Raw genomic sequence first — 25,830 nt, forward strand, 5'->3', positions numbered from 1 at the left:
AAACGATGTCAAGTGTTTTTACTTGACATCGTTTTTTAAAATCCAAATAACTGATTTTTAAGCTTCAAAACCTTCTGCTAAAGCAGCTGGGTAATACTTCCGAACCAATTCAGCTTCAGCTTTTGATAATTCTGGGAAAGCTTCATCAGCTCCCAAGTCTTCGTGATAGCGACGGTCACGTGGTGACAATCCACCACGGGCCTTTTCGACTAAGACAGGCACGCCATCAAAGCTTGGCACCGTTTCCACTACCTCTTCACGATCCTTCAAGTCTAGCTGTGAGACCATCAAGATCAAACGTAAGTCTAAGTGTAAATCAGCTAAAACGTTCTTCTGATCAGCCGTCAAATACAGCGTCATGGCTGCTTCGGCATTCTTACCAACCAAGCCATCAGTTCGAGCAGCTTCGATTGCCTTGTTCGCTGCCGAACGCAATGTAAAGACTGTTTCCCACTTGACCATCATGTCTTCAGTTTCTGGCAAATCCTTTACCGTTGGCATGTCTTGCAAGTAAGCGTATTTCGTGTTGGTATGTGGGATATATGACCAGATTTCTTCAGCTGTGTGTGGCAAAACTGGCACCATTAACTTCGTTAAGGCCGTCAAAATTTCATAGAAGACAGATTGCATTGAACGACGCAAAGCGGAATCCGGCGCTTCAACATAAACCACATCCTTGGCGACATCCAAATAAAAGGCCGATAAGTCAACATTAATAAAGTTAATCAACCGAGAGTAAATTTCATTGAGACGGTAGTTATCGTAACTATCCTTCAAATCTGCTACCAAGTTATTCAACAATACCGTTGCATATTGGTCATGGGCAGCACGGTCTGCAAAGGCAACTTGGTCAGTTTCATAATCAAAGTCAGCTGTGTTTGCCAACAAAAAGCGCATAGTATTGCGAATCTTACGGTAAGAATCAGCAACTTGCTTCAAAATTTCATCTGAAACCGGCATATCCTGGGACGTATCAACTGAGATAGTCCACAAACGCAAAATTTCAACACCAAATTTGTTCCCAACATCCAATGGTGAAATCGTGTTTCCCAATGACTTTGACATCTTGTTGCCCTTACCATCCAAAGTAAAGCCTTGTGATAGCAAGTTCTTGTAAGGCGCCTGGCCCGTTACAGCCACAGAAGTAATCAATGAAGAGTTAAACCAACCACGGTACTGGTCAGATCCTTCCAAATACAAATCAGCAGGATAGTCCAATTGAGGACGTTGCCGCATCACCCCATTCCAAGAAGAACCGGAATCAAACCAAACGTCCATGATATCTTCTTCCTTCTTGAAGTGGCCATTTGGTGAATGTTCGTTCGTATAACCTTCTGGCAACAAGTCCTTAGCTTCACGTTCAAACCAAACATTTGAACCGTGCTTTTCAACCAATTGGGCAACATGTTCAATAATATCAGCATCCAAAATCGCTGTTCCATCTTCTGCATAAAAGATTGGTAATGGCACCCCCCAAACACGTTGACGAGAAATGACCCAGTCTCCACGACCAGCAATCATGTTATGCAAGCGCTTTTGACCCCAAGCTGGGAAGAAGTTAACCCCATCAATTTGGTCCAAAATATCTTTTCGGAAATTATCAATTGAAGCAAACCATTGCGGCACAGCTCGCCAAATAATTGGCTTCTTTGTTCGCCAATCAAATGGATATGAGTGAGTAATCTTTTCCTTAGCCAAGAACAACCCGGCATCCGTCAACTTAGTGATAACCGTTCCAGTGACATCATCATAGAACCGACCTTCAAAATCGGGGCCCGCATTCTTGGTCATGTTTCCCTTTTCGTCAACCGTCACAACAACATCTAAGCCGTATTCCTTTGAAACATTGTAATCATCTTCACCAAAGCCTGGAGCCGTGTGGACCAAACCAGTTCCAGAATCCAAAGTAACATGGTCGGCATTCATAACCACTTCTTCAGCATCAGCGTCCCAAGGATGGTAAGCCGTAATCTTATCCAAGTCTTGGCCCTTATATGAATCCAAAACTTCGTAATCTTCCCAGCCAAACTTTGGTGCAACCGTTTCCAGCAATTCCTTGGCTACAACATACTTCTTGTCTTGACCAGTTGGCTTCACCAATACATAGTCAAAATCAGGGCCCAGGGTAATTCCACGTGAAGCAGTAACCGTAAATGGTGTCGTGGTCCAAACAACCAAGTAAGTGTCGCCATCCAAGATTCCCTTGCCATCCTTAACGCGATTCGCATAGAACAATGAAGTTGACTTGATGTCGTGATATTCAATTTCGGCTTCCGCCAAAGCTGATTCGGATGACCATGACCAATAGACAGGTTTAGCTCCCTGGAAAATGTAGCCCTTCTTGGCCATCGTGCCAAAGACGCGTAACTGTGCGGCTTCGAATTCAGGTTGCAAAGTGATATATGGGTGATCCCAATCAGCCATAATCCCCAAACGCTTAAAGTCATTGCGCTGCTTGTCAACTTGCTCCAAAGCAAAATCCTTGGCCAGGTTGCGCCATTCACTCTTTGGCATTGACTTACGATCATGACCAGCCTTTGTTAGCTGCTGTTCAATTGGCAAACCGTGTGTATCCCAGCCAGGAACATAAGGTGCATAGTAGCCGTTCATGTTCTTGTAGCGGACAATAATGTCCTTAGTAATCTTATTCAAGGCGTGACCCAAGTGAATGTTACCATTGGCGTATGGAGGGCCATCATGCAAGTTAAAATGTGGCTTTTGCTCGTTTTGTGCCAGTCGTTGTTCATAGAGGTTGTCATCATACCAACCTTGTTGCCGTTCTGGCTCCGTTGTTGGCAAAGAGCCTCGCATCGGAAATGCTGTTTTTCCTAAATTCAATGTGTCTTTATACTTCATAAGAGACTCCTTTCAATAAACGAAAAAACGTCCTGTGCCCAAAAATTTGGGACAACAGGACGTTTTTTACGTGGTACCACCTATCTTCCGCTAACCATCGGTTAACGCTCTAACTGGCGATAACGGGCCAAGCCGTCAAACTTACTCTTAGTTCAGTTTGATTAAGGGTAAGGGATGTAAAAAAGCTGAGGGAATGACCATCTTACACCAGACATGGCTCGCTAACAATATCAACTTTTTCAAACTGGCTTACACCGTTAATAAATCATTTTTACTTTGGTTGCCCATTTTCAGGAAAAACGACCACTGTTGGATCTGCAACTTCCGCTTCTACCTCAACTGTTTCACTTTCAGCAGGCTTCTCCCCTTCACTAGGTTCGATTGGACCTTTAGCAAAACTTGGGACTTCTTTAATGTCGGTTGGCAACGGCTTTTCTTCAGTACTATCCTGACTAGTTGGTGCTGAAACGACTGCTTTCGAGGCAGGATTCAACCAATCGTTCGTTTCAGCCAAGACCTTTTCCGATAATTCAGAAGCAGGTAACTTGTCAACTGCCTGTGATAATTGTCCCTGCTCAAGCAAAGCTTTTTGTTGGTCAATCAGTGACAGGAATGATTGCCGGAAACTATCAACTCGCTGACGCAAGCGGTTTTGTTCGTCAATTAAATCAACATTCTCTTGCGCCAAACGGGCAGATTCAGCTTCAGCTTTTTGATGGGCTTCATCAACAATTTGCTTGGCTTCATCTTGAGCATGGGTCAATTGCGACTTCACTTCAGATTCCGTCTCAGAGCGCAAACGTGAGGCAGCGCTTTGGGCAAACATGATTGATTCGTTCACTTGATCACGTTCACCTTCGAGCTCATCAATACGGTTTTGTTGCTGACGATTTTGTTGCTGTAATTTCTCAAAATCAGCCAATAAGGTACGGTAATCATTATTGACTTCATCCAAGAAAGAATCAACTTCGCGTGCGACATATGCCCGTGATCCCTTTCTAGTGAATTCATGGTTTAAAATCTCATCTGGTGTTAATGCCATCTTATCTCTCTGCCTCCCGAATTCATCTCATCGATGAATAATATTAAAAACTGCTTTGATTTTATCCTTTTTGCTCTGCCCTGACAAGCTTTCTAAGCAAATTCTTCCATATTTTCTCACTGAAATCACATCTTTTAGGGAAATTTGCCGATCAACCTGATCACTAACCGTCCAATTAACTTGCACAGAGCCACTGGTAACTAAAGCTTGTGCTTTTGCACGTGCCAGTTTGAATGCAGCTGCTACAACCACATCAAGACGCAACGAGTTGACTAAGAGAAATTGATCTTGGCCATCTTCTTCCTTTTGAAAGGCGTGCTCGAAGCTAATTGTTTGCCAGTCGGTCTTAACCTTGCCAATGCGACCAATCTCTTGGCGAATAAAGCCGACTAATGGCTGGTCAACCGCTAATTGAACTTGCCCTGCATCTTCTTTAACCACGATATCGCCAAAGCCTGACCGATCGAGTCCGGTGTGTACAAGTGCACCTAGGATGTCTTTATGGCGCAGGCTGACAAACTTAACCGGAAAGGTCAATTCTAACAAAACTAGTTGAAAGTCACTTTCCTCAACCTCATAAAAATCAGGTGCAATCACGATTCGCTTTGATTCAGCTTGGTCAAAAATCCCGTCTTCCAACATTTTTAGGCCTGCATGCTGATTCACCAGCGTTTGCACAATGTAGCGCTGTCGCGGATTTAAAAATTTGGTCAGAACTAATCGATAGTCGATTTCTGCCTGATTTACCCAGTCGAGGGCTTGCTTCACAAAATCGCCCTCACTTTCGTGAAAGTGCTGGGCGATAGCCTGCTGATTACTCATTTAAAAGAACCATGCCAAGGCATATTGTGCCAAATCCAAGACGATAAAAGCGATTAATGGTCGCAAATCTAAGATGCCAATTGGTTTGATAAAAGAGAACCATGACAAATATGGCGTCACAATTTTCCCTAATTCACGGCCAAACCATGTGTTATAAGCACCTGGAAACCATGACATCAAAACATAGACAATCAGTGCATAAGAATAAATCTTAAGCAGCCACGCAATAATCGTGACTAGTAGTAGTCCAAACATAAATATTAATACCGACCTTGATTATCAAGGTTTTCACTCATAGAGCCTGCTACTTCATAAGTTGAAGGTGTCAACAAGAAAATTTTCTCACCAACTCGTTCCATCGAACCCGAAACAGCATAGACAGCGCCGCCAATATAATCTAAAATTCGCATTGCCTGTTCCTCTTCCAACTGGGAAAAGTTAACAATCACAGCATCACCTTCAATCACTTGACTGGCAATTGCTCGTGAATCAGCGTAAACCTTTGGTTCAAAAAGAGCAATGCGACCTTGCGCAACTCCAGCAGCTCCAGTTTGATTCTGATTTTTAAATGCGGTCATTTGCTTGTTTGCTGCAGGCTTTTGCTTTTGAACAGGTTGTTGCTCAGGTGCTTCTTCATAGCTCTCTTCTTCATAATAATCATCATCGCCCGAAAAAAGGCGCTTAATCCCATCAAATGCCATTAGTCAATCCCCCTTATCGTTTCTTGAAGAATGGTGGCTGATCATCATCTTCGTTTGACAAGTCTAAATCAATATTTTGGTTAACCGGCTCAACGGGATCAAAAGCTTTCTTTTGAACGCCATCGAACTGACCTGTTTGGTTACTTGGCCGTTTGCTAGTCGTGATATCCCAATTTTCAAAGGGATCATCCTTACCAGGCACGCTCTGATTTAAAGACTGGTCTTGACCAGTTCGAGCAAAAAGACCATTTTGCTCTGACTCATTTGTTGATTTGTCTTGTTGAACGGAACGTTTGAGGGGTTTGACACCACCCGCTTGCAAACCGGTCGCAATCACCGTAATTCGAATTGAATCGCCTAAGTCTTCGTCAACAGAAGTTCCAAAAATAACGTTAACGTCGCGACCGGCTTCTTGGTTAATCACATCAGCAGCAGTCTGAGCTTCGTACAATGACAAATCAGGACCACCGGTGATGTTCAACAAAACATCTTCAGCACCAGACATATCAACTTCGAGTAATGGTGAAGAAATGGCAGCCTTCGTTGCATCACTTGCACGGGATTCACCATTGGCGACCCCAACACCCATCAAAGCTGGTCCAGCATCTTGCATAACTGTTTTCACATCGGCAAAATCCAAGTTAATGAAACCAGGATTGGTAATTAACTCTGAAATACCACGAACACCTTGGGCAACAACGTCATCGACAATCTGAAAGGCTTCCGACAATGGTGTCTTCAAATCGATGCGGTCCTTGAGCTTTTCGTTTGTAATCACAATCAAAGAATCAACGGATTCAGATAAGGCTTGTAACCCTTCTACCGCATACTTTGATCGCTTTGGCCCTTCCCATGAAAATGGGCGAGTAACAACAGCGACCGTCAAGGCCCCCATTTCTTTAGCCGCCTTAGCGACGATTGGAGCAGCACCATTTCCGGTTCCACCACCCATTCCGGCTGTCACAACAACCATATCGGCACCCTCTAGGGCTGATTTAATTTCTTCTTCAGATTCTTCAGCTGCCTTGGCACCACGCTCAGGATTTGAGCCGGCACCAAGTCCACCAGTTAATTTCGGTCCAATTTGAACCTTTTGACGAGCCTTTGATTTATCTAAGGCCTGGACATCAGTATTGGCAACAATAAAGTCAACCCCTTGGATGCCTTCGTCAATCATATGGTTGACCGCATTAGATCCACCACCACCAACACCAATGACCTTGATGATAGCGCCGGCTTGATCCTGCGTTTCGTCGATTGTAAAATCCATGAAAGTTACTCCTTTGGGAATGTTTTATTCGTTGTCGTCTGGTTCTGCAAACAAGGAGGCGAGCGTTGACTTTACTCGTGAAAATACTCCTGGTTTCTTTTCAGCTGGATCGAGGTAGACCCCTTCCTCGCCTTGTGCTTCAATGACATCATTATCACCATCGTCAACCAAGTGATAATGGCTGGCTTGGTCCTTTGCCGCTTCTTCCACCTGTTGTCCCATCAGGACTGCCTTGATTTCCAAGGCTAAGTTACTTTGGAAAGCTTGATGGGAAGCATAGGCAAGGGCTCGGGCGAAGCTCGGATGACGCAAGCCAATTTGTGTTGGCTGTGCAACCTGAACATTTGAACCAAAATGTTCTTGAGCCTTAGCAAGAACTCCAGGTGTTGCTGCGTTGCCACCAGTAATGAGAAAACCACCCGGTAATTCTTCAGCACCAATGGCTTGTAACTGCTGGTCTAGACGATCAAAAATTTGGTCGTAACGCGCTGCCATAATTTCAGACAGATACTGTTCGTCAACCGCCTTTTTTTCCGTTAAGCCAACGGCATTCACATAAAATTGCTGCTTAGCCGAGGCCTGGTAAGGGTCGGCTGACCCATATTTTTTCTTAACAGATTCAGCCTCATCAACACTAATACCAAGAACTGTCGAGATATCCTTAGTAACCTGGATACCACCCTCATAATCCACGGTCATATACTTTACCTTGTGATCATGGACGACAGAAGCAGTTGACTGGCCACCAGCTAAATCAATTAGAATCGCGCCAAAGTCTTGTTCAGCGTCATTTAGAAAAGCGGGTGCCAAAGCAATTGGTGCTAAAACCAGTGACTGCATCTGTAAACCAGCCTTTTTAACAGCGGTCTTAATCGTGTCAACGACTTTACTTGGTGCCAAATAAGCTAGTCCTTGGACTTCCAAACGAACACCAATCATATCGGTTGGATCTTTAATGCCATCAAAACCATCAACAATAAATTCGTTTGGTAAGAATTCAACAACCGTTTGGTCTTGAACTGAAAGCGAATCGAGGGCTTGATGTGTCACATTGACGACATCTTGATTCGTAATTTGTTTATTTTGATTTTCAATCGAAACGAGCCCGGTCACCGTTTGGATGTCCACATGGTTAGCTGGTAAGCCAACAACCACCTCGTTAACTTCAATATTTGCCTTTGCAGCAGCCTGTGAAACTGCTTGTGAAATGGCCTCAGCCGTTTGGTTGATGTCAACAATCACGCCACGGCGTAAACCAGCACCAGGGGCACTGCCCGTAGCAATGACGTTGAAGCGACCATTTTCGCTTTGGGCAACGACCACTTTAACCATGGTTGTCCCGATATCTAATCCAACTATCACGCCATCTTGGGTCATGCAAATCTCCCCTTTTTTAATAAAAATTTAGAAACTAAACCTAAAAATAATCTTATCATATTATACCTTACTCTGGTAGGGCTTAGAGCCAATTTATGAGCAAGTTTTTTCATTATGAACCGTTATATGGATATGAGTATGATCCATATTGCAAATCAACAATCCCAACTGTCGACATTTGCGCTGCAATCCCAGCATAATATTGCATTTTATCGGCCAATGTATTCTGAGTTGCATAAACCGTATTGCCGTCATTCATTGACAATACTAGTTTATCGCTATTATTTGTATCTGGTGCAAATTTAATCTCGCCAATATCCTGACGTATTGGTTTATCCAAAGAAGAAACTGCCCTAGCAACCCTTTTAATCCGGGTCACAGAAGAAAAATCAGTATAGACGGGTCCCTGACCATCAACTTGGTTGATTTTGCTTTGATTTCCGGCTGAATCGAGTTGATACCATTGGTCACCCTTCTTTAGAAAACCGGCATTAATTTTCTCACCTGCTTCAATTGAAACCGTGCTCTTTGTTAATGAAATTTTCACCTGCGAAATTTTATCGTTACTTCTTTTTAGTTTTTGTTCTAAAAAAGTTTCTTGAAAGAAAACTTGGTAACGGTAATCACCGGGCTTAATCCCCACTTCTTTTTCAATTGTCTCAGATGGGATATTGCCAGCATCGACATTAACTGTCGTAATTTTCACCCAAGGTTGCCAAATCATTAAAATGGTTGCGATTGCTGCCAAAAAAATAAAGGACACGGTGGCACTGGTCCATCTGGGATTCATTCGCATTGTCATTTTAATTCTTTGCAAGGCAATTACTCCTAGTCTTTGATGACTGATTTGATCAAGCGATAGAACCGGTCACCGGCATCGGTGATCCCAACAGCTGCTGCTTGAGCCTTCATGGCTTCTGCCTGTTGGTCGTTTAATAGCAAAGCATCCGCAGCCTTGACCAAGGATTGGCCATTAAAATCAGGTTCCTTAATCGACAAAGCAGCTCCCGCTTCCACCAAGGCACTCGCATTTTTAGTTTGGTGGTCACCCGTCACAAACGGCGATGGCACCAAAATAGCTGGTAGACCAAGAGCCGTTAATTCGGCAATCGATGTTGCCCCTGCCCGAGAAACCAAAACATCCGCCTTTTTCATCACAGCTGGCATGTTATCAATATAAGGCAAAACCTTAATATGATCGCCAAGTGTCAGGCCCCGCTCTTGCAACAAGCGGTTAAAGTTATCAATTCGCTTTGGTCCGGCAACCAAGACAACCTGGTAAGGACGGTCATTGAATGTTGAAATCGCATCAAGAGTCGCTAAGTTAATGGCTGGTGCACCTTGTGACCCCCCAAAAATCAACAACGTCTTTTTGTCATCCTCTAACCCATAACTCGTCCATGAAAAATCAGATTGAAGGTTCGCAACTTCCTGAGCTCTGGGATTACCAATCACCGCTGTTTTATCAACCGGGAACTGGTCCTTAGCTGCTTCAAATCCCAGTCCAATTTTGGTTGCGTTTTTAGCCAAAAACTTGTTGGTCACACCAGCAACTGAGTTTTGCTCATGAATGACCGTTGGGATGCCCATTTGTTGGGCAGCATATAAAACAGCACCGGAAACATAACCACCAGTACCAACAACGACATCCGGCTGAAAGTTCTTTAAAATTTTCTTAGCAGCAGCAGTGGCCTTCAAAAATAAATAAATCGTTTTAAAATTGGTTAACGAGAGCGAACGCGAAAAACCTTGGACTTCCAATTGCATAAAAGGCAAGTTTGTCTTTGGCACGATCTGCTTTTCAACTCCACGGAAAGAACCAATATACAAAAATTCGGCTTCCGGTTCCTTTTTCTCAATGATTTTGGCCAAAGCTAAGGCCGGATAAATATGGCCTCCCGTTCCACCACCTGATAACACTACTTTCATCTTTGCTCTCCTTACCCAATCTGCAAACTATTTTTTAAGGCTTGTTCGTAAGCATCCCCACGAATTTCAAAATTAGGATATTGATCCCAAGAAGCGGCGGCTGGTGAAAAGAGAACTACTTCTCCCGGCTTGGCCATTTGGACAGCCAATGGTGCCGCTTCTTCGACTGATTTGACAACCGTTACCGGTAAATTCAAAGAATTGGCCAAAGCCTTCACCTTATCGTGCGTTTCCCCAAAGGCAATTACCTGACGAACATGCTTTAGGTCTGGGGCCAAGCGAGACAAGTCATCCCCACGGTCTAGTCCCCCGGCCAGCCAAACAACTGGCTGGTGAAAGGCAGACAAGGCGGCTTGCGTCGCTTCAATATCAGTTGCCTTCGAATCGTTATAATACAAGACACCCTGCTTTTTAAACAAGAATTCCAACCGGTGCTTAACGCCCGAAAAGGTCTGCAAAACATCAACGATGCCTGCTGGGTCAGCACCCGCAACCGTTGCTGCCGCGGCTGCCGCTAAAACATTTTCCAAATTAGGTTGGCCAACAAGCTTAACATCTTTGAAAGGCATTAGTGTTTGTCCTGCAAAAATGAGATCATCGCCACGTTGATGAGCATAGGCCGCTTGGTCTTGATCATCAAAGAGCAATACCTGAGCGGCTGTCTTACTTTCAATTAGTGGCGTATCTGGTCCCTGCCCATTTAAAATCAGAATCTGATCAGGCCGCTGGTTCTCTGTGACGTGAATCTTTGCCGCTAAGTAAGCCGTTCTCGTATGATGGAAGTCTAGATGGTTTGCAAAGACATTGGTAACCACGGCAATATCAGGCTGAATCATTGGAATCCCAACTAATTGGAAAGAAGACAATTCTAAGACAAGCGTATCTTCCTGCTTCATCGGACCAATAACCTGACAAACTGGCGTTCCAATATTACCAGCAACAACGACTTTCCCCTGTTTTGGATCGGCTTGCAGCATCTTGCCCAAAAGCGTTGTGGTCGTCGTCTTCCCGTTTGAACCGGTAACAACAATCAAACGTCCAGTAAAAGTCGACAAGGCAACAGCAACTTCAGTCAAAATTGGGATCTTCAACCGCTCCGCTTTTGCTAGCAATGGTTGTTCATAATGGATACCTGGATTTTTAACGACAAAATCAGTTCCTTCGGCCAAAGATTCTGCTTGGTCGTTTTCCAAAAAGACAACACCGGCAGCTTGCAAGGCTTTAAAATCAGCGTCTTCTTCAATTTTGTCCCGATTGGCAACTGTGACTTGTGCGCCAAGTTCTACTAGACGCTTGGCAGCGGCCTTCCCTGATTTGGCCCAACCCAGCACTAATACTTGTTTGTTTTTAAAATTTAACTCTGCCATACCCTTCTCCTTTTTTCTTGAACACACAATGCTGATTTTTTATGTACAGTGGTTAACGTTATTAACCACTTTTAAATTCTAGTAAAAAATGAAAACAGCCAAAATGGCCAAAACTAATCCAACTGACCAAAAGGCAATATCAATTTGCCACTCCGACCAACCAAATTTTTCAAAGGAGTGGTGAATTGGCGCCATTGGAAAGACTCGCTTATGGAAAAAGTGATAAGAAAATGTCTGAATAATAACAGACAAAGTTTCAATCACGAAGACCAAACCAATAATTAACAGTGAAATCACAGCATGCAGCAAGATCGATTCAACTGCCAAACCAGCCCCCAAGGCGAGCGAACCCGTATCGCCCATAAAAATCTTAGCCTTTGGTAAATTGAAAATCAAAAAGCCAACTAACGTTCCAATCAAAATCAGGTTAAAGGAAACCATCGCCCAATCAGCGGCCCAATAAGCCATGACTGCATAGGCCCCGTAAGCAATAATGGCTAACCCACCCAAAAGGCCGTCAAGACCGTCAGTTAGGTTTGTTGCATTCGACCAGCCTACTAACCAGAACCAGATAAAGATGACATAGAAATAGCCCAAATAAACAACACCAACAACTGGTAAGTTAATAACGGCTGGCACCTTTAAGGCCCAAAGCAAGAACATCACCACCACGGCCGATAGCGTTTGTGACGCTAATTTTGGCTTAAAAGCAAAGCCATCATCGGCATGCTTCAGCAGTTTCAAAACATCATCGACAGCACCAATTAAGGCAAATGAACCAATCGCTACTGAAAGAGTCAAAACTGTCGTAAAAGCAGTTGAATTTTCATAGGTCCTTGGCAAACAAAAAGCAACGATGATTGCCACCGAGACGAAGACGGCTCCTCCCAATGATGGTGTACCGGCCTTTTGCTGGTGGTCTGGGCCCAAGACCCGAATGACGGCCTGTTCCTTACTTTGCTTTAATTTTTTGATCACCATTGGCATCAAAAGTGCTGTGATAGCCATTCCCAAGAGGAATTCTAGTACAACTGACATTACGTTCTCTCCTTAAAGTTGACGCTAATTTTACTTTGACCAGTCACCGCTGTACCGGCCGTCACGCTTTGCTTCTCGCCATAACCAGACCCTGTTAAGGACATTTTGACTTTTGCTAGATAGCCCCAAGACAAAACATCATTTTTCGTCCAAGAGCTAAAATCAGGAACAGTGACTGCACCGCTTGCCGTCAAGAAGACGCGCTGACCCTTAATGGCATCCTGATTTCCTTTAATTGATTGCGCCGAGATGGTACCACTTGAACCCAAAGTTGTTACAGACAGGCCCGCATTTTGTAGTGTCTGCTCAGCTTGGCTAATCGACAAGCCCTTCACGTCAGGAACTGTGACCTGGTTGGTCTTTGACTTAACACTATCATCCCCATCGTTTAGTGCCTGAAGTATCACTGGTCGAAAGACATTGTTCAATGTAATTTGAATGTTGGCATCTGGGAAAACCTGTGGCTGGCGAACTGCTATATACATAATATACTTTGGATTTTGTTCAGGCACAATTGCCATCACCGAATGAATATCATTTGTTAACCCATCCAGGTACTTTCCATTCTCGGAAATCTGTGCGGTTCCGGTTTTAGCAGCAACCTGATAACCAACATCTGACAAACTATATTGTTTAGCCGTTCCATCATCGGCATTGACAACCCCGGCCATTAAAGACAAAACTTGCTTGGCAGTACTTGCTGAAATGGGATTAGCGACCTGAGTCGTCTTGCCCTGGTAAACAACTTTCCCCGTCTCCGGATTAGTGACTCGGTCAACCAGGTAAGGTTTAATTTCCTTTCCCCCATTGGCAATGGCTGTATAAGCCTGAAGGAGCTGGGCCGGGGTTACCCGAATAGCTTGACCATAGGCCGTGTTAGCCTGATCAATTGGTTGTTCAAAAGACATTGACCCGGCTTCTTCGTTTGGTAAATCCATCCCAGTCTTTTTCAAAAAACGGAACTTATTGATATAAGATTTCCAAGTGCTGGCACCAAGAGCCTGTTCCAAATGCGCAAAACCAACGTTTGACGACCGTTCATAGGCTTGGCGGTAAGTTAAAGTACCCTCATTATTGCCAAAGGCATCGACCACCTTTTGGCCATTAATATCATAGGTTCCAGATTGATAAGTATCATTTGGATGCCACTTGCCTTCTTGAATAGCAGCCGCCAGCGTAATAGTCTTCATCGTGGAACCCGGTTCAAAGGACCCTTGATTAACCAAGTTTTCCCAAGCAGATGAGAGCCCATCCTGCGTGTTGGGATCGAAATTTGGCCGTTGCGTAGCGGCCACAATCTTACCCGTTTTTGCTTCCATCAAAACCGCTACAGCCGACTTAGCCTTTGTGCCAGCAAAGAGAACGTCCATTCGGTTTTCAAGCGTGGCCTGCAACTTTTCATTCAACGTTAAGGTCACATTGTTCCCATTTTCAACCTGATTCTTTTTAGAAGTTTCATTCTGATTTCCAAGAGCAGTCTGGATACCATCTTTACCTCGTAAGGTATTGTTTTTAAAAGCCTCGATTCCCAAAATTCCACCCAGTATTCGCGTACCGGCAGAATCTATCGTTGAATTTGTTAAACCAATAATATGGGAGGCCATACGGTTATTCGGATAATACCGAGATGGCTGGGAATTAAACTTAATGCCAGTTAAATTTAAAGCCTTAATTTTATTATAAGTATCGACACTGAGGTTTTTCGCCTTAGGACCAAATTCGACTTGAAGCTTGTCAGAGGTCAACTGAGCATATAAGTCATCATAGCTGATGCCAAGAATACCACTAAGTTTCTGTGCCGTATCTTTCTTGTCAATCACATAGTCAGGCTTGCCTGTTTTCGTTACTTGCTTTTTATCCAAAACAGCATACATATCATAAACAGTCGAATTATCCGCCAGGACTTGACCATCCGAATCCAAAATTTGCCCACGAGTAGCCGGCACAGTTTCCTTTTGCATAAAGGCCAATCGAGTGGCAGCAGTTAGGTTATGGTGATTGACCACCTTAAAACCAGCAATCTGAAAAAGACGACCACCCATGATTAAAATAACACAGAAAGCCCCCACAAAAAGGAGGCCACCGAAACGTTTACCATTCCGTGTTATTTTTTTCCCGAGTTGTCGTCTTTTCTTCTGCTTCATCTGCTTACTGGTTTACATTCCGAACGTTATTAGTACTCTGTTCCATATTAGCTGATTGGGCAACCTTTTCCAAGTTGTCACGATTCGTTTTTGATTGAATGTCACCACGATAAGAGTCGTTTTCTTCTTTCACGTTGGTGACCTTCTGAGAGATCTGTTCATTTTGAGCATCGACTCGTTGCATGGTCACAGTTGTTGCCACTGTTCCCATCATTAACAGTAAGACAATCCCGGCCATAAAAATAACCAAGCCACGTTCGCGTTTTGTCCAGACGGCTGCCTGGTAGCGTTTTTTGGTCCGAACTTTTTTGGCAGACGGTGTGACGGGCTGCTCAGGTAAGGCAGTCGCCAAATTTTGATAGCGATAAGCGTTTTGTGCCATTTTTGAACTCCTTTACTAGTAACTTTGCCAAACAAAAATCATCACATTGCTGATTGAAAGCGTTAAGAACCTTCGCGCTTCAAGCGGACAATGCCTCTTAATTGCGCCGAAGCAGATCGATGATTTTCAGTTTGCTCTTCTTCACTTGGCTTAATCGCCTTACGTGTCAATAATTCATAGTCTGCCTGCATTTGTTCAGGCAAAAGTGGCAAACCACGTGGTAAATCAGGTGTGGCTGCCTTCTCACGAAACATCTGCTTAATCAACCGGTCTTCTTGCGACTGGAACGAAATTGCTGAAATTCGTCCATGAACAGCCAAAAGGTCTAAGGCCTGCGTCAATGAGTCTTCAAGAGCCCCTAATTCATCATTAACGGCCACTCTCAAAGCTTGAAAGGTCCGCTTGGCCGGATGGCCCCCATGACGTCTAGCTGGTGCTGGAATCGCCTCTTTAATGATTTCAACTAGATCAAAGGTGGTTTCAATCGGCTTTATTTCCCGCGCTTGTTCAATCTTGCGAGCGATGGCTTTACCAAAGCGATCTTCCCCGTAACGAGTCAAAACTCGGACCAAATCTGAAAAAGGCCAATCATTGACAATTACCTTTGCTGTTAAGTCCTGACGACGATCCATGCGCATATCCAATGGTGCATCATGGTTATAAGAAAATCCTCGGTCACCTTGGTCAAACTGGACGGAAGACACGCCCAAATCGTACAAAACACCATCAACTTGGTCGACACCAAGGTCATTTAGGCTTTGCTTCAATGTGCGAAAATTTTGGAAAACCAAAACTAACTGACCATCAGCAATTTCTCGTTCATACTGCTTTTGATTATGTAAGATGGCGGTCTGATCTTGGTCAAAGGAATAAAGGGTCCCAGTGGTCAATTCTTTGAGAATTTCTCCAGTGTGGCCCCCACCACCCAAAGTTGCATCGACGTAAATTCCGTCTGGCTTGACCGCCAGCAATGCAACCGCCTCTTTTTGGAGGACCGTTACGTGTTCAAATGCCATTTTAATGTCCTCCTGTTTCACACTACTCTTGTTCATTTTTTGGTTCACGTTCAATAAATAACCTTAAAAATCAAAGTCAACCAATCCTTCAGCAATTTCATCAAAGTTTTCAGCAGTATCCTCGGTATAGGCCTGCCAATTTTCCTTTGACCAAATTTCAAAAGAATCACCGGCGCCCGTCACAACCACTTCTTTATCGATCTGGGCATAGTCTTGCAGGTTACCATCAACAATGATGCGCCCCTGCTTATCAAACTCTGCTTCTTTAGCGCCGGCTAAAACAAAACGCTTAAAGGCCCGGGCTTCTTTTTTTCCAAGCGGCAAAGTGTTTAATTGTTCCTCTAAGTTTTGCCAAACCGACATCGGCATGGCCCGTAAGGCATGTTCCATCCATCGGACAATCACGAAAGATTCACCCAATTGATTTCGAAACTTAACAGGGATGGTGAGCCGACCCTTGGAGTCTAAATTATGTGAAGATTCCCCCATGAACATCGGCGCACCCTCCTTTCTTAAAGATAACTTAACAATAATTTACCACATTCCCCCACATTCCTCCACTCTTCTCGTAATTTTTTTAAAATGTTGGTAATAAAAAAAGCTTAAACCCTAAAAAATTAGGATTTAAGCTTAGTGGGGAATCGACCCTATCTTTTTAAAATCACAGCTAGAACACACAAGGCAAGCATCAAAATAATCCCAAGTATGCCAGTCGCCTGCCAATACCGATGGCAAAAGAAAGCCAGTCGTTGGCGGTGCCACAAAGCAATCGAATTCCAAATTGCCCCAATTAACAGCCATACAACTAAAATAGCTAACAAATCAGATCGATAAAAGGCCGCACCCCAAGTCAAATGTGCGAAAACAAAAGTCGGAATGACAGCAAGGTCCAAGACACCAATTTTTGGAAAAGCGCGATAAAAAAGTCGCCACAAAATAATTAAAAAGAAAATGGCTAACCAAATTGCAGGCCAATAAAACCACATCATAACATTCACCTCTTTGTCAACTTTACCAAGGTCAGTTGAGAATTTCAATTTCTTTCATCTATATGTTATGATACATTTAAATTACTCAGGAGAATGTTGCTACCAATCATGGCCAAGAAAAAAGCAAAGAAAAAAGTAAGTCAAACACCCGTTCAAAAAAATGCAAACGTTGATACCGAACTGCAAGATGAAGTTATCCGTCAATTAAATAAACGACCAATCCCAAAGGTTGAAAAGAAAAAGAAGAGTAAGTTCCAGATTTGGACTTGGATCATGTCAATCTTTATGGTGATTGTCATGGCCGGTTCCGTTATCTATGCCGCCATCGCTGCCATTGGCCACTAAAAAAAAAATAAAAAAAACGCCGACTAATTGCTATGGTCGGCGTTTTTTTTTACGTTAAATAATTTTATTCAACAGATAGCAAGAATGGATAAAGGTCCTGACCACCGTCATGAACTTCGCATTCCAAGTCTTCATCAAGGTCATCAACTGCTTCGGTCAAAGCCTTGATATCTTTCTTTTTTGCATCCTTACCAGTAATGATCGTGACAATTTCACTATCATCGTCTAACATCTTCGCTAAAGTATCCTTGGCTGTTTCCACTAACTTTTGGCCAACGACGACGATTTCGCCATCAACCATTCCTAGCCAATCACCTTTTTTAATGGTTTGACCATGCAACGTTGTATCACGAACCGAATGAGTAATCTGGCCAGAAACAACTGTTGCTAACTGTTCAGTCATGGCTGCTTGATTATCCGTTACCGAAACCGTCGGGTTGTAGCCCAACATGGCTGTTAAGCCTTGCTGAATCGTCCGTGACTTCACTACTTCAACTGGCACATCAACCAAGTCTTTCGCCTGGTCAGCCGCCAAGAAAATATTCGAGTTATTTGGCAAAATGATTGCTGCCTTTGCTTGTGACTTTTCAATGGCTTCGACAAAATCAGCCGTTGAAGGATTCATCGTTTGACCACCGGTAATCACCTGGTACACGCCCAAAGACTCAAATAATTGTGCTACGCCATCACCAGCTGCTACTGCAAAAACCGCTACATCAGGGGCCGGCTTTTGTTCTTGTGTAACCTGTTGGTTCTTTCGGTCTTCTTTTTCTTGTTCATCGATGACGGCCTGCTGTTGATCACGCATGTTATCAACCTTGACCTTGACCAATGAGCCAAATTCACCACCCCAATGAATAATCGCACCGGGATCCTCAGTATGAACGTGAACCTTGACAACATCTTCGTCATTGATGACCAAGAGTGAGTCACCCTTGTCAGCGATGTAATCATAAAAAGTTTGGTAGTCGAATGGCTTTTCAACCGTTGTTCCCTTACCAATTTCAACCATGACCTCCGTACAGTAACCGTACTGAATGTCTTCTGGCCGTAACGATTCATTTGCTTGGGCACCCGCATGCAACTTTGAAACCATCTGATCAAGTTCGGCGTTATCAGGCGTCTGTAAATTTTCTTCTGAAATTGTACCCGAAATTACTTCAGCAAAAGCTGACAAAACCAAAACAAGACCCTGGCCACCAGAGTCGACTACACCAACTTCTTTCAAAACAGGCAAAAGGTCAGGTGTCTTGTCTAAAGCCACTTGAGCAGCGTGGGCGACCTGATCCATCATCGTTGGTAAATCATCACCAGCATTGGCCGCTTGATCAGCAGCAGCCGCAGATTCACGAATTACCGTTAAGATAGTACCTTCTGTTGGCTTCATCACTGATTTATAAGCGACTTGAGCAGCCATCATCAAAGCATCGGCCAAATCTCGGGCTGAAAGGTTATCCTGATCAGCCAAAGAATCGGCCATGCCGCGGAATATTTGTGACAAGATCACGCCAGAATTACCACGAGCCCCCATTAAAAGGCCTTTCGCTGTGGCCTTGGCTAAGGCCCCAACCGTTTCTTCCTGGGCATCACGCTCGTATTGCGCACCTGAAGCCATTGACATGGCCATATTGGTCCCTGTATCTCCGTCAGGAACGGGAAAAACGTTTAACTTGTTAATGTTCTCCGCATTCGCAGTCAACTTGGCCGCGGCGGCATTGACCATCTTGCCATAATCGGCAGCAGTGATAGTCATTATTTTTTCTGCAGTCATCTTCTTTTCAATCCTTGGTTTCAATTCCTTGGACAATCACGTTAACTTCGGGTACATGAATTCCCAAATAACTATCCAAATAATACTTGACCTTGCGTTGAACCGACGTGGAAATCTCTGCTAACTTCATGCCATAACGCACAACAATATAAACATCCACAATAACGCCAGCGGCCGTTTGCGAAACAACAACACCGCGACCATAATTTTCCCGGTTCAAAATTTGGTTCATACCATCACGCAAAGTCGCCCGTGAAGCCATGCCAACCACACCAGGGTTGGCAATTGTGGCCCCACCAACAACCGACGCGATTACGTCGTTTTCAATTTTGATTTCACCATTTTGAGTTTGAATCTTAATTGCCATCACGTTGTTGTGGGGCAAAAAGCCCCACGTTCCTTTCTGTTTACGATAACCCTATTCTACCATGTTCTAAGAAAAGGTTCTAATCTGCGCACCAGTGGCTTGAGCGTCATTTATCATAATCCCTATCGATGGTAAACATCAGCTGCCAAAAGACTGAGCTTAGTCATCAACAACTGATAATAAAAAAACCACCCTCAAGTGGTGGTTTTTAAACACGTTCAATTGAGCCGTTCTTCAATCCGGCCTTCAAAGTACGTGCCGTTAAGTAAACTTTCTTAGGTGCGGAACCGTTAATCTTAACAGTAACCTTTTGCAAGTTTGGCTTCCAGCTACGACGACTTGAATTCAAGGCGTGTGAACGTTGATTACCAAAACGGGTGCGTGCACCAGTAATTGCATCTTTTGCCATGTCTGACCCTCCTATCCGAGCCGAGGTATTGTTCATGCTCTTCTTATCAACAATACAATATTTTACCAGAATAAAAGGCCTTTAGCAAGAGCAGAAGTCAATTTAACCATCGGTTCAACCTCAAATTCAAAAGCAATTCGCTCTATACGTGCCTTTTACCCACTTTTTATCTAGAAAATTACTTACACTAAAGCTTTTCCCTAGTCCATAATAACGAATTCCAGCACTAAAGGCAAAGCAAATTATAAACTTTGCTGATTTATATTCGACCAATTTGTACAAAATCACTATGTTAGTAAAATTCGCTTGCAACAAAACTCTTTGCCCCAGCTCATAGGCTCATCAGCAAAAAATATAAAAAGGTGCCGACACAATTATTGCCGCCACCTCTATCAAAATCAATTTTTACAATTATGCGTACTTTTGCAAAATTTGAGCTAATTGCTCCTTGTTATGGAAACCGGTAATCCGTTCAACGGCTTGACCATCCTTTGTCACGACCAAAGTTGGAATTGCACGAATACCGAAGTTTGCAGCAGTTTCCTTGTTTTCATCAACATCAACTTTATAAAAGTTAATATTCTTAGTAGCATCTTCATCAGACAAAGCATCTAAAACGGGTGATTGCATCTTGCAAGGACCACACCAAGTTGCCCAAAAATCCGTAATGGCAACGCCAGTGGCGGTTTCTTTTTCGAAATTTGCATCAGTAATTGCTGTTACAGCCATTTACTTACCTCCATCTTTACTCTGAGTAACGATCATGATTCCACTGTCAAAAGACAAGTGGACCAATTCATCAATAAATTCATTTGATGACCACATTATAGCCTTACTTTCTTTCTGTGTCAAGGTATACTTCGCATCAATGATTTCCAAATTATCAACTATACCCAATGGCATAAAGCCTAGATATTTCATACCTTTAATGTGCTGAACCACCTTTTCCCCAGGCAACAAATAAGAAACAACATTCTGCTGATCAACCAGGGCAACCCGTTCCACTAAATTTGGCAAATCAATCTCTTGTGCCAATTCAGTAAAGCCAGCCATTGCTGGAAAAGTTAAATTAGCTAAAAGATGGTCGAGACGGCCACCAGTTGCTCCATAAACTCTGATTTCATCTGCACCGAGACTAGCTGCAGCCTTGATGGCTAGCTGCGTATCAGTAAAGTCTTTTTCCGGAGGAAAACGATAGACATGGTTAGCTTCCAAATGACTGGTAACTTCCTCAAACTCATCTTTTGTCAAAGAATCAAAGTCGCCAACCACCGTTTGAAAGTCCATTCCAGCCTGCATTAAGTACCAAGCGCCACGATCAGCACCCAACCACTGCCCTTCTTGCTCAAAAATATCATCAGGCCAAAATTCAGTCGGACCCCCAGCTAAGATATTAATTCGCATTCAATTACCCTTTCTTTTCGAAAAAAGCCAAGCAAAAATTTGCTTAGCCCATTTTAGATTATTATTTAATAAACTGTCTGTTTTACTTAGTTAAATCCAGCAACTTAGCAACTTTAGCAGCTGGATCCTTCTTATCGTAGACATATGAACCAGCAACGAAAACATTTGCACCGGCAGCGGCCGTCAAAGCAATCGTTTTATCGTTAATGCCACCATCAACTTCGATATCATAGTCCAAACCATTATCTTGCTTATAAATAGACAATTCCTTAATCTTTTCAACCATTTCTGGCAAGAAGGCCTGACCGCCAAAACCAGGATTAACCGTCATTACTAAGACCTGGTCGACCATTGTTAAGACAGGAATAATAGCTGACACCGGTGTTCCGGGATTAATCACCACCTCTGCCTTCACACCAGCAGCTTTAATCATTTGTAAAACACGGTGAATATGTGGCGTCGCTTCCACGTGAACTCCAATTAAGTCAGCACCAGCCTCAGCCAATTCTTCAACATGGTTTTCTGGGTGGACAGCCATCAAATGGACATCCAAGAACAAATCAGTTTGCGGGCGTAATTGCTTTACCCAAGCTGGACCATAAGCCATCGATGGAACAAATGAACCGTCCATCAAGTCGATGTGCAAATACTTTGCACCAGCCTTTTCCACCAAGGCGACATCTGCGCCTAACTTGGTGACATCCGCACTCAAAATTGATGGAGCAATAATTCCTGCCATGTTTTCCTCTTTTCCTCAGCGCTCGGCATGTTGAGAATTCATTGCCAAATTAGCAATTATCCCCTTTACTGACGCCATTTTTGGCTCGTCTTTTGATAGACTGGCCGTTTCCCTTTAATAATTTGATAAAACAGTTCGTAACTATTATACCGTGCTTGTGAAATACTGCCAAGGGCAACCCCCTCTTTCACCGCACAACCAGGTTCATTGATGTGCGAGCAAGTCCGAAAGCGGCACTGGCCACTGACCGCTTTTATCTCAGGAAAGTAATTTCCTAATTCTTCAACCGGAAAGTCAAAGACTTCATAGGATGAAAATCCTGGCGTGTCAGCAATCAAAGCATCAAAAGCTGGGACTAAAATTAACGAAACTTGTCGAGTTGTATGTTTTCCACGCGAGAGCGCTTTTGAAACAACCCCCGTCTCTAACTGCAATTCTGGTGCCAAAGTGTTTAGTAGCGTTGATTTACCCGCTCCTGTTTGACCCATCGCCACCACAACCTGTTTTTTCAAAATTGGCTGGAAAGCGGCAGCAACATCATCATCGGAGGCGATGACATCATAACCAATCGCACGATATTCGGCTAAGGTTGCCTCAAAATCTTGTCGATCAGTCGAATCGAGCAAGTCCATCTTGGAAAAATAGAGGACAGGTTTCACGAAAGCGGCCTCAAGCGCTACCAATTGCCGATCCAACAAATTTTGAGAAAAGGCTGGTTCAACAACCGAAGTCACAACAATGGCTAAATCAACATTAGCAATGGGTGGTCGCACCAAATCATTTTTCCGATCATGTAACGCCCAAATAAAACCCTCGCCGTTTTCCGATTCAAAATCAGCAAAATCGCCGACTAGGGGGCGGTGGTTTTTTTGACGAAATTGTCCGCGTGCTCGTGTGCGTTCGACAACCCCATCATCCATCATGATGTCATAGTAACCGGCCAACGACCGAATAATCCGTCCTGTTTTCATACGCTTAGTATAGCATATTTTTAAAAATTCCAGTGAACACCACAAACCAAATTCTAACAAAAAAAAGAAAAACATCAAATTTGTGTTAAGTTTGATTTTTAATCAAAAAAGCCACTAAAAAGCGGCTTTTTATCATCACTGTTATGCCAAAATTCAAGCTAATGGTTATTGGACGAAGGTGATGAGGAGGAACTCGAGGACGAAGACGAAGAAGAGTTCGATGAATTATTATTCGAATTATTACTATTATTGTTGCTATTCGTACTATTTTCCTGGCCAGCAGAAATCGTCAAGGTTAGCGTTTTATCGGAAGTAATCTGCGAACCAGCTGGTATATCTTGGGCAATTACCTGACCACTTGTTTGGCTCGAATTTGTAAAGTTAAAACTGAGCTGAATCCGGTTCGAATTTGCCCAGTTCATTGCATCACTTTGGTTCTTACCAACCAGGTTTGGCACTTGAACCTTACTTGGACCAGTTGAAACCGTTAAAGTGATTGTCGTTGAACTAGGATCAACAGCGGTAAAGGCCGCAGCCGATTGGGAAATGACTTCCCCACTCGGAACATCAGAACTAGCTTGGCTTTTTCGCTTAACGGTGAAGCCTTGACCACTTAGCTGCGCCGCTGCTTCGCCATAGCTCCAACCACTATAGTCGGCTAGAGTGACCTTATTCGCACCAGAGGAAACCACCAAAGAAACGGAAGTTCCCTTTTTTAGGTAGGCGCCCGATCCAGGTTTCGTCTTCATCACTTGGCCACTAGTAACCGTCTTGGACGACGCATAAGTTGGACTGGACACCGTCAATCCAGCATCAGAAAGCTTGCTTTCAGCTTGGTTTACAGACATATTGGTGACATCCGGCATAGTGACATAGTTATTTTTAAAATAACTTGCCCCACCAAAGCTAGCCAACAACAAGACTAGCATTACTAAGGAAACAACCCACTTTTTGGCCGACTTGTACTTAACACCATTTTTGGACAAAACCTGACGAACAAACTTTGGCATCCGATCAACTTGCGTGGCAATTTCTTTGATCGACATTCCCTGCTTAGCATAATCAATAATTTGATCAGTGACCGATTTTCCTTCTTCGGGATCTTTTAAAATATCAGGGTCAGCCACATAGGGGTGATCTGCTAAATCAGTATCGACTAAACGCGTCTCATCAGAGGTTTCTGGCACGTACCGACTCTCTTTGGAGCGTCTTTTCGACAACGAAGTTTTTAGGTCAGCGGCCATATCTTCAGCCGAAAAATAGCGGTCTACTGGATTTTTAGCAGTTGCCCGCAAAATAACATTTTCTAATGGCTGGGGAACCTGGCTATCAAAATCGCGCACAAAAGGCATTGGCATGTTCCCATGCTTATAAGCCACTTGTTCTGGCGTATCACCTTGATAAGGCACTTGGTTCGTCAACAGTTCATACAAAATAACACCCAGCGCATAAATATCGGACTGGGCAGAGGCATGCTGACCGATGGGCAGTTCCGGCGCCAGGTAATGAATTGAGCCGATCACCGTGTGTACCTGAGTCAACGACTCTGATTTTTTGGCCGTTGCAATCCCAAAATCGGTAATCTTCACTTGCCCTTGTCGATCAATCAAGATGTTTTGTGGTTTCAAATCACGATGAATAATACCAGCACGATGGGCAGCTGCCACTGCATCCAAGATTTGTTCCATGATATCAACAACCTTGTGATAAGGGATTGGAAAATGCGCCTGCGTGTAATCCTTCAAATCCATCCCATCGACATATTCCATCACCAAATAAGAAGAGCCATCAAACTCACCGGCATCATAAACCTGGACAATATGGTCGTTGACCAAAGCTGTTGCTGCTTTTGCCTCACGTTGAAAGCGTTCAACAGCGTCTGGTTGGTCCTTGATGTCCAATCGAATCATCTTCAACGTAACATCACGGTTTAAATAAGTGTCAAAAGCTTGGTAGACATTGGCCATGCCACCACCACCCAGAGGGTGCACTACACGGTAGCGGTGATCAATCATCGTTCCTTGTTCCATTAGTTTTGCCTCCCTGTTTGTTGTGGCATTTCTTGGTCAGTATCTGATTGTTGACGAACATCGGCATACGCCTTGGCCGCCATTTGTTGGTTTGGATTCGTTAAATCTGTCACCAGCAATGCCGTAATATTATCCGGTGCCTGGCGCGCATTGGCCGCCTTCATTAGCGCCCGGATTCGTTCGGTTAGGTCTAAGACAGACCCCAATGGCGGCTCATTTCCTGGCCGGTGGCGTCCTGGTTGGAGCAATTTGACCTGGTCTTCAATTGAAAGAACCTTGGCCAGACCATCGGAGGTCAAATAAAGCCAATCATCTTTTTTAGGGACAAAAGTTGTCCATTCAAGGTCAACTTTTTGATTGACCCCCAAATAGCGGGTTAAAGAATTGGCTTCGGGTAGGCTTTCATCATAAATTTGACCACTATCCCGCTTAATTTCATTCCGCAGGGTGTGATCAAAAGTCAACAATTCAGCCTTTTTCCCCCGCAAGAAATAAGCCCGAGAATCACCTGCATTTGCAACTAAAATTTTTCCCGGCAAGCAAGCAGCCAAAACCACTGTTGTCGCCATATTGTTAACCCGAGGATTTTTTTGTCCTGCTAACAAAATAGCGCGATTGGCCAAGGCGGCTTGATGCACCAACCAGGCCTTCACACTTTCTGGATCGGTCATGTTCCTTTTTTGCCAAGCAGTACCAAGGGTTTCCACCACAATTTGGCTGGCCTGCTTAGAACCCGGATTAGAGGCAACACCATCAGCGACAACCACTAAGGCTTCGCCTGATTGATTATAAAAGGCGCCCACTGCGTCTTGATTATCGACCCGAGTAGGGCCTTTTTCGCTGATATAAGCAATTGCCATC

Annotated in this window: 26 protein-coding genes; 1 reads left to right on the forward strand and 25 read right to left on the reverse strand. The window is 43.7% G+C overall.

What is annotated here, in order from left to right; genetic code table 11:
* Positions 1-57: 57 nt before the first annotated feature.
* The 16 genes from ileS to ACSYSR_RS01055 all read right to left on the reverse strand — a co-directional run bounded on the left by ileS (position 58) and on the right by ACSYSR_RS01055 (position 16,933).
* Positions 58-2,856, reverse strand: a complete 2,799-nt coding sequence (ileS, locus tag ACSYSR_RS00980; protein ID WP_489816377.1) for an isoleucine--tRNA ligase — start codon at positions 2,854-2,856, stop codon at positions 58-60.
* A gap of 271 nt (positions 2,857-3,127) precedes the next feature.
* Positions 3,128-3,898 carry a DivIVA domain-containing protein gene (locus ACSYSR_RS00985; RefSeq protein WP_252774150.1) on the reverse strand — a complete coding sequence of 257 codons (771 nt, stop codon included), beginning with the start codon at positions 3,896-3,898 and terminating at the stop codon, positions 3,128-3,130.
* Between the two features lie 27 nt (positions 3,899-3,925).
* Positions 3,926-4,720 (reverse strand): YlmH family RNA-binding protein, encoded by a 795-nt coding sequence (locus ACSYSR_RS00990; RefSeq protein ID WP_489816376.1) that lies wholly within the window; start codon positions 4,718-4,720, stop codon positions 3,926-3,928.
* Positions 4,721-4,975 (reverse strand): YggT family protein, encoded by a 255-nt coding sequence (locus tag ACSYSR_RS00995; protein WP_047974355.1) that lies wholly within the window; start codon positions 4,973-4,975, stop codon positions 4,721-4,723. It lies immediately after the preceding gene.
* Between the two features lie 5 nt (positions 4,976-4,980).
* On the reverse strand, positions 4,981-5,421 hold the full coding sequence (locus ACSYSR_RS01000) for a cell division protein SepF (RefSeq protein WP_252774152.1): 441 nt from the start codon (positions 5,419-5,421) through the stop codon (positions 4,981-4,983).
* Between the two features lie 13 nt (positions 5,422-5,434).
* Positions 5,435-6,691, reverse strand: coding sequence for a cell division protein FtsZ (ftsZ, locus tag ACSYSR_RS01005; RefSeq protein WP_489816375.1), 1,257 nt, complete (start codon positions 6,689-6,691; stop codon positions 5,435-5,437).
* Positions 6,692-6,715: 24 nt separating this feature from the next.
* Positions 6,716-8,068, reverse strand: a complete 1,353-nt coding sequence (gene ftsA / locus ACSYSR_RS01010) for a cell division protein FtsA (protein ID WP_489816374.1) — start codon at positions 8,066-8,068, stop codon at positions 6,716-6,718.
* 112 nt (positions 8,069-8,180) lie between these two features.
* Complete coding sequence (locus ACSYSR_RS01015; RefSeq protein ID WP_489816373.1) at positions 8,181-8,885, reverse strand: cell division protein FtsQ/DivIB; 705 nt, start codon at positions 8,883-8,885, stop codon at positions 8,181-8,183.
* An 11-nt stretch (positions 8,886-8,896) separates the two neighbouring features.
* Complete coding sequence (gene murG, locus ACSYSR_RS01020) at positions 8,897-9,997, reverse strand: undecaprenyldiphospho-muramoylpentapeptide beta-N-acetylglucosaminyltransferase (protein ID WP_489816372.1); 1,101 nt, start codon at positions 9,995-9,997, stop codon at positions 8,897-8,899.
* Positions 9,998-10,008: 11 nt separating this feature from the next.
* Positions 10,009-11,364: a UDP-N-acetylmuramoyl-L-alanine--D-glutamate ligase gene (gene murD, locus ACSYSR_RS01025; protein ID WP_489816371.1), complete on the reverse strand. Its 1,356-nt coding sequence runs from the start codon at positions 11,362-11,364 to the stop codon at positions 10,009-10,011.
* A gap of 78 nt (positions 11,365-11,442) precedes the next feature.
* Complete coding sequence (gene mraY, locus ACSYSR_RS01030) at positions 11,443-12,402, reverse strand: phospho-N-acetylmuramoyl-pentapeptide-transferase (protein WP_489816370.1); 960 nt, start codon at positions 12,400-12,402, stop codon at positions 11,443-11,445.
* Entirely contained in the window at positions 12,402-14,546 is a 2,145-nt protein-coding gene (locus ACSYSR_RS01035; protein ID WP_489816369.1) for a peptidoglycan D,D-transpeptidase FtsI family protein, read from the reverse strand. The genes mraY and ACSYSR_RS01035 overlap by 1 nt, the downstream gene beginning before the upstream one ends.
* 4 nt (positions 14,547-14,550) lie before the next feature.
* Positions 14,551-14,928 carry a cell division protein FtsL gene (locus ACSYSR_RS01040; protein WP_252774160.1) on the reverse strand — a complete coding sequence of 126 codons (378 nt, stop codon included), beginning with the start codon at positions 14,926-14,928 and terminating at the stop codon, positions 14,551-14,553.
* A 62-nt stretch (positions 14,929-14,990) separates the two neighbouring features.
* Entirely contained in the window at positions 14,991-15,944 is a 954-nt protein-coding gene (gene rsmH, locus ACSYSR_RS01045; RefSeq protein ID WP_489816368.1) for a 16S rRNA (cytosine(1402)-N(4))-methyltransferase RsmH, read from the reverse strand.
* A 63-nt stretch (positions 15,945-16,007) separates the two neighbouring features.
* On the reverse strand, positions 16,008-16,439 hold the full coding sequence (gene mraZ / locus ACSYSR_RS01050) for a division/cell wall cluster transcriptional repressor MraZ (protein ID WP_252774162.1): 432 nt from the start codon (positions 16,437-16,439) through the stop codon (positions 16,008-16,010).
* A 152-nt stretch (positions 16,440-16,591) separates the two neighbouring features.
* Complete coding sequence (locus tag ACSYSR_RS01055) at positions 16,592-16,933, reverse strand: hypothetical protein (RefSeq protein ID WP_252774163.1); 342 nt, start codon at positions 16,931-16,933, stop codon at positions 16,592-16,594.
* 93 nt (positions 16,934-17,026) lie between these two features.
* Between ACSYSR_RS01055 and ACSYSR_RS01060 the strand changes: the two genes are divergently transcribed.
* Positions 17,027-17,278 carry a DUF4044 domain-containing protein gene (locus ACSYSR_RS01060; protein WP_489816366.1) on the forward strand — a complete coding sequence of 84 codons (252 nt, stop codon included), beginning with the start codon at positions 17,027-17,029 and terminating at the stop codon, positions 17,276-17,278.
* 64 nt (positions 17,279-17,342) lie between these two features.
* Here ACSYSR_RS01060 and ACSYSR_RS01065 read toward each other — a convergent pair whose 3' ends face one another.
* From ACSYSR_RS01065 to ACSYSR_RS01105, 9 genes are all read right to left on the reverse strand, one after another.
* Positions 17,343-19,049: a DAK2 domain-containing protein gene (locus ACSYSR_RS01065; protein WP_489816365.1), complete on the reverse strand. Its 1,707-nt coding sequence runs from the start codon at positions 19,047-19,049 to the stop codon at positions 17,343-17,345.
* Positions 19,050-19,056: 7 nt separating this feature from the next.
* Positions 19,057-19,416, reverse strand: coding sequence for an Asp23/Gls24 family envelope stress response protein (locus tag ACSYSR_RS01070; protein ID WP_252774166.1), 360 nt, complete (start codon positions 19,414-19,416; stop codon positions 19,057-19,059).
* Positions 19,417-19,624: 208 nt separating this feature from the next.
* Positions 19,625-19,825, reverse strand: coding sequence for a 50S ribosomal protein L28 (rpmB, locus tag ACSYSR_RS01075; RefSeq protein WP_047974341.1), 201 nt, complete (start codon positions 19,823-19,825; stop codon positions 19,625-19,627).
* Positions 19,826-20,236: 411 nt separating this feature from the next.
* Positions 20,237-20,554 (reverse strand): thioredoxin, encoded by a 318-nt coding sequence (trxA, locus tag ACSYSR_RS01080; RefSeq protein WP_047974340.1) that lies wholly within the window; start codon positions 20,552-20,554, stop codon positions 20,237-20,239.
* A complete protein-coding gene (locus ACSYSR_RS01085; RefSeq protein WP_252774168.1) occupies positions 20,555-21,229 on the reverse strand; it encodes a thiamine diphosphokinase in 675 nt (224 codons plus the stop codon).
* Positions 21,230-21,311: 82 nt separating this feature from the next.
* The gene (gene rpe / locus ACSYSR_RS01090; RefSeq protein ID WP_489816364.1) at positions 21,312-21,968 is read right to left on the reverse strand and encodes a ribulose-phosphate 3-epimerase; all 657 of its coding nucleotides are present in this window, start codon (positions 21,966-21,968) and stop codon (positions 21,312-21,314) included.
* Between the two features lie 65 nt (positions 21,969-22,033).
* Positions 22,034-22,939, reverse strand: a complete 906-nt coding sequence (gene rsgA, locus ACSYSR_RS01095; protein ID WP_489816363.1) for a ribosome small subunit-dependent GTPase A — start codon at positions 22,937-22,939, stop codon at positions 22,034-22,036.
* A gap of 158 nt (positions 22,940-23,097) precedes the next feature.
* Positions 23,098-24,969: a Stk1 family PASTA domain-containing Ser/Thr kinase gene (pknB, locus tag ACSYSR_RS01100; protein WP_489816362.1), complete on the reverse strand. Its 1,872-nt coding sequence runs from the start codon at positions 24,967-24,969 to the stop codon at positions 23,098-23,100.
* Complete coding sequence (locus tag ACSYSR_RS01105) at positions 24,969-25,829, reverse strand: PP2C family protein-serine/threonine phosphatase (protein ID WP_489816361.1); 861 nt, start codon at positions 25,827-25,829, stop codon at positions 24,969-24,971. The genes pknB and ACSYSR_RS01105 overlap by 1 nt, the downstream gene beginning before the upstream one ends.
* Position 25,830 lies beyond the last annotated feature (1 nt).

The sequence above is a fragment of the Fructobacillus sp. ESL1096 genome (assembly GCF_058511985.1).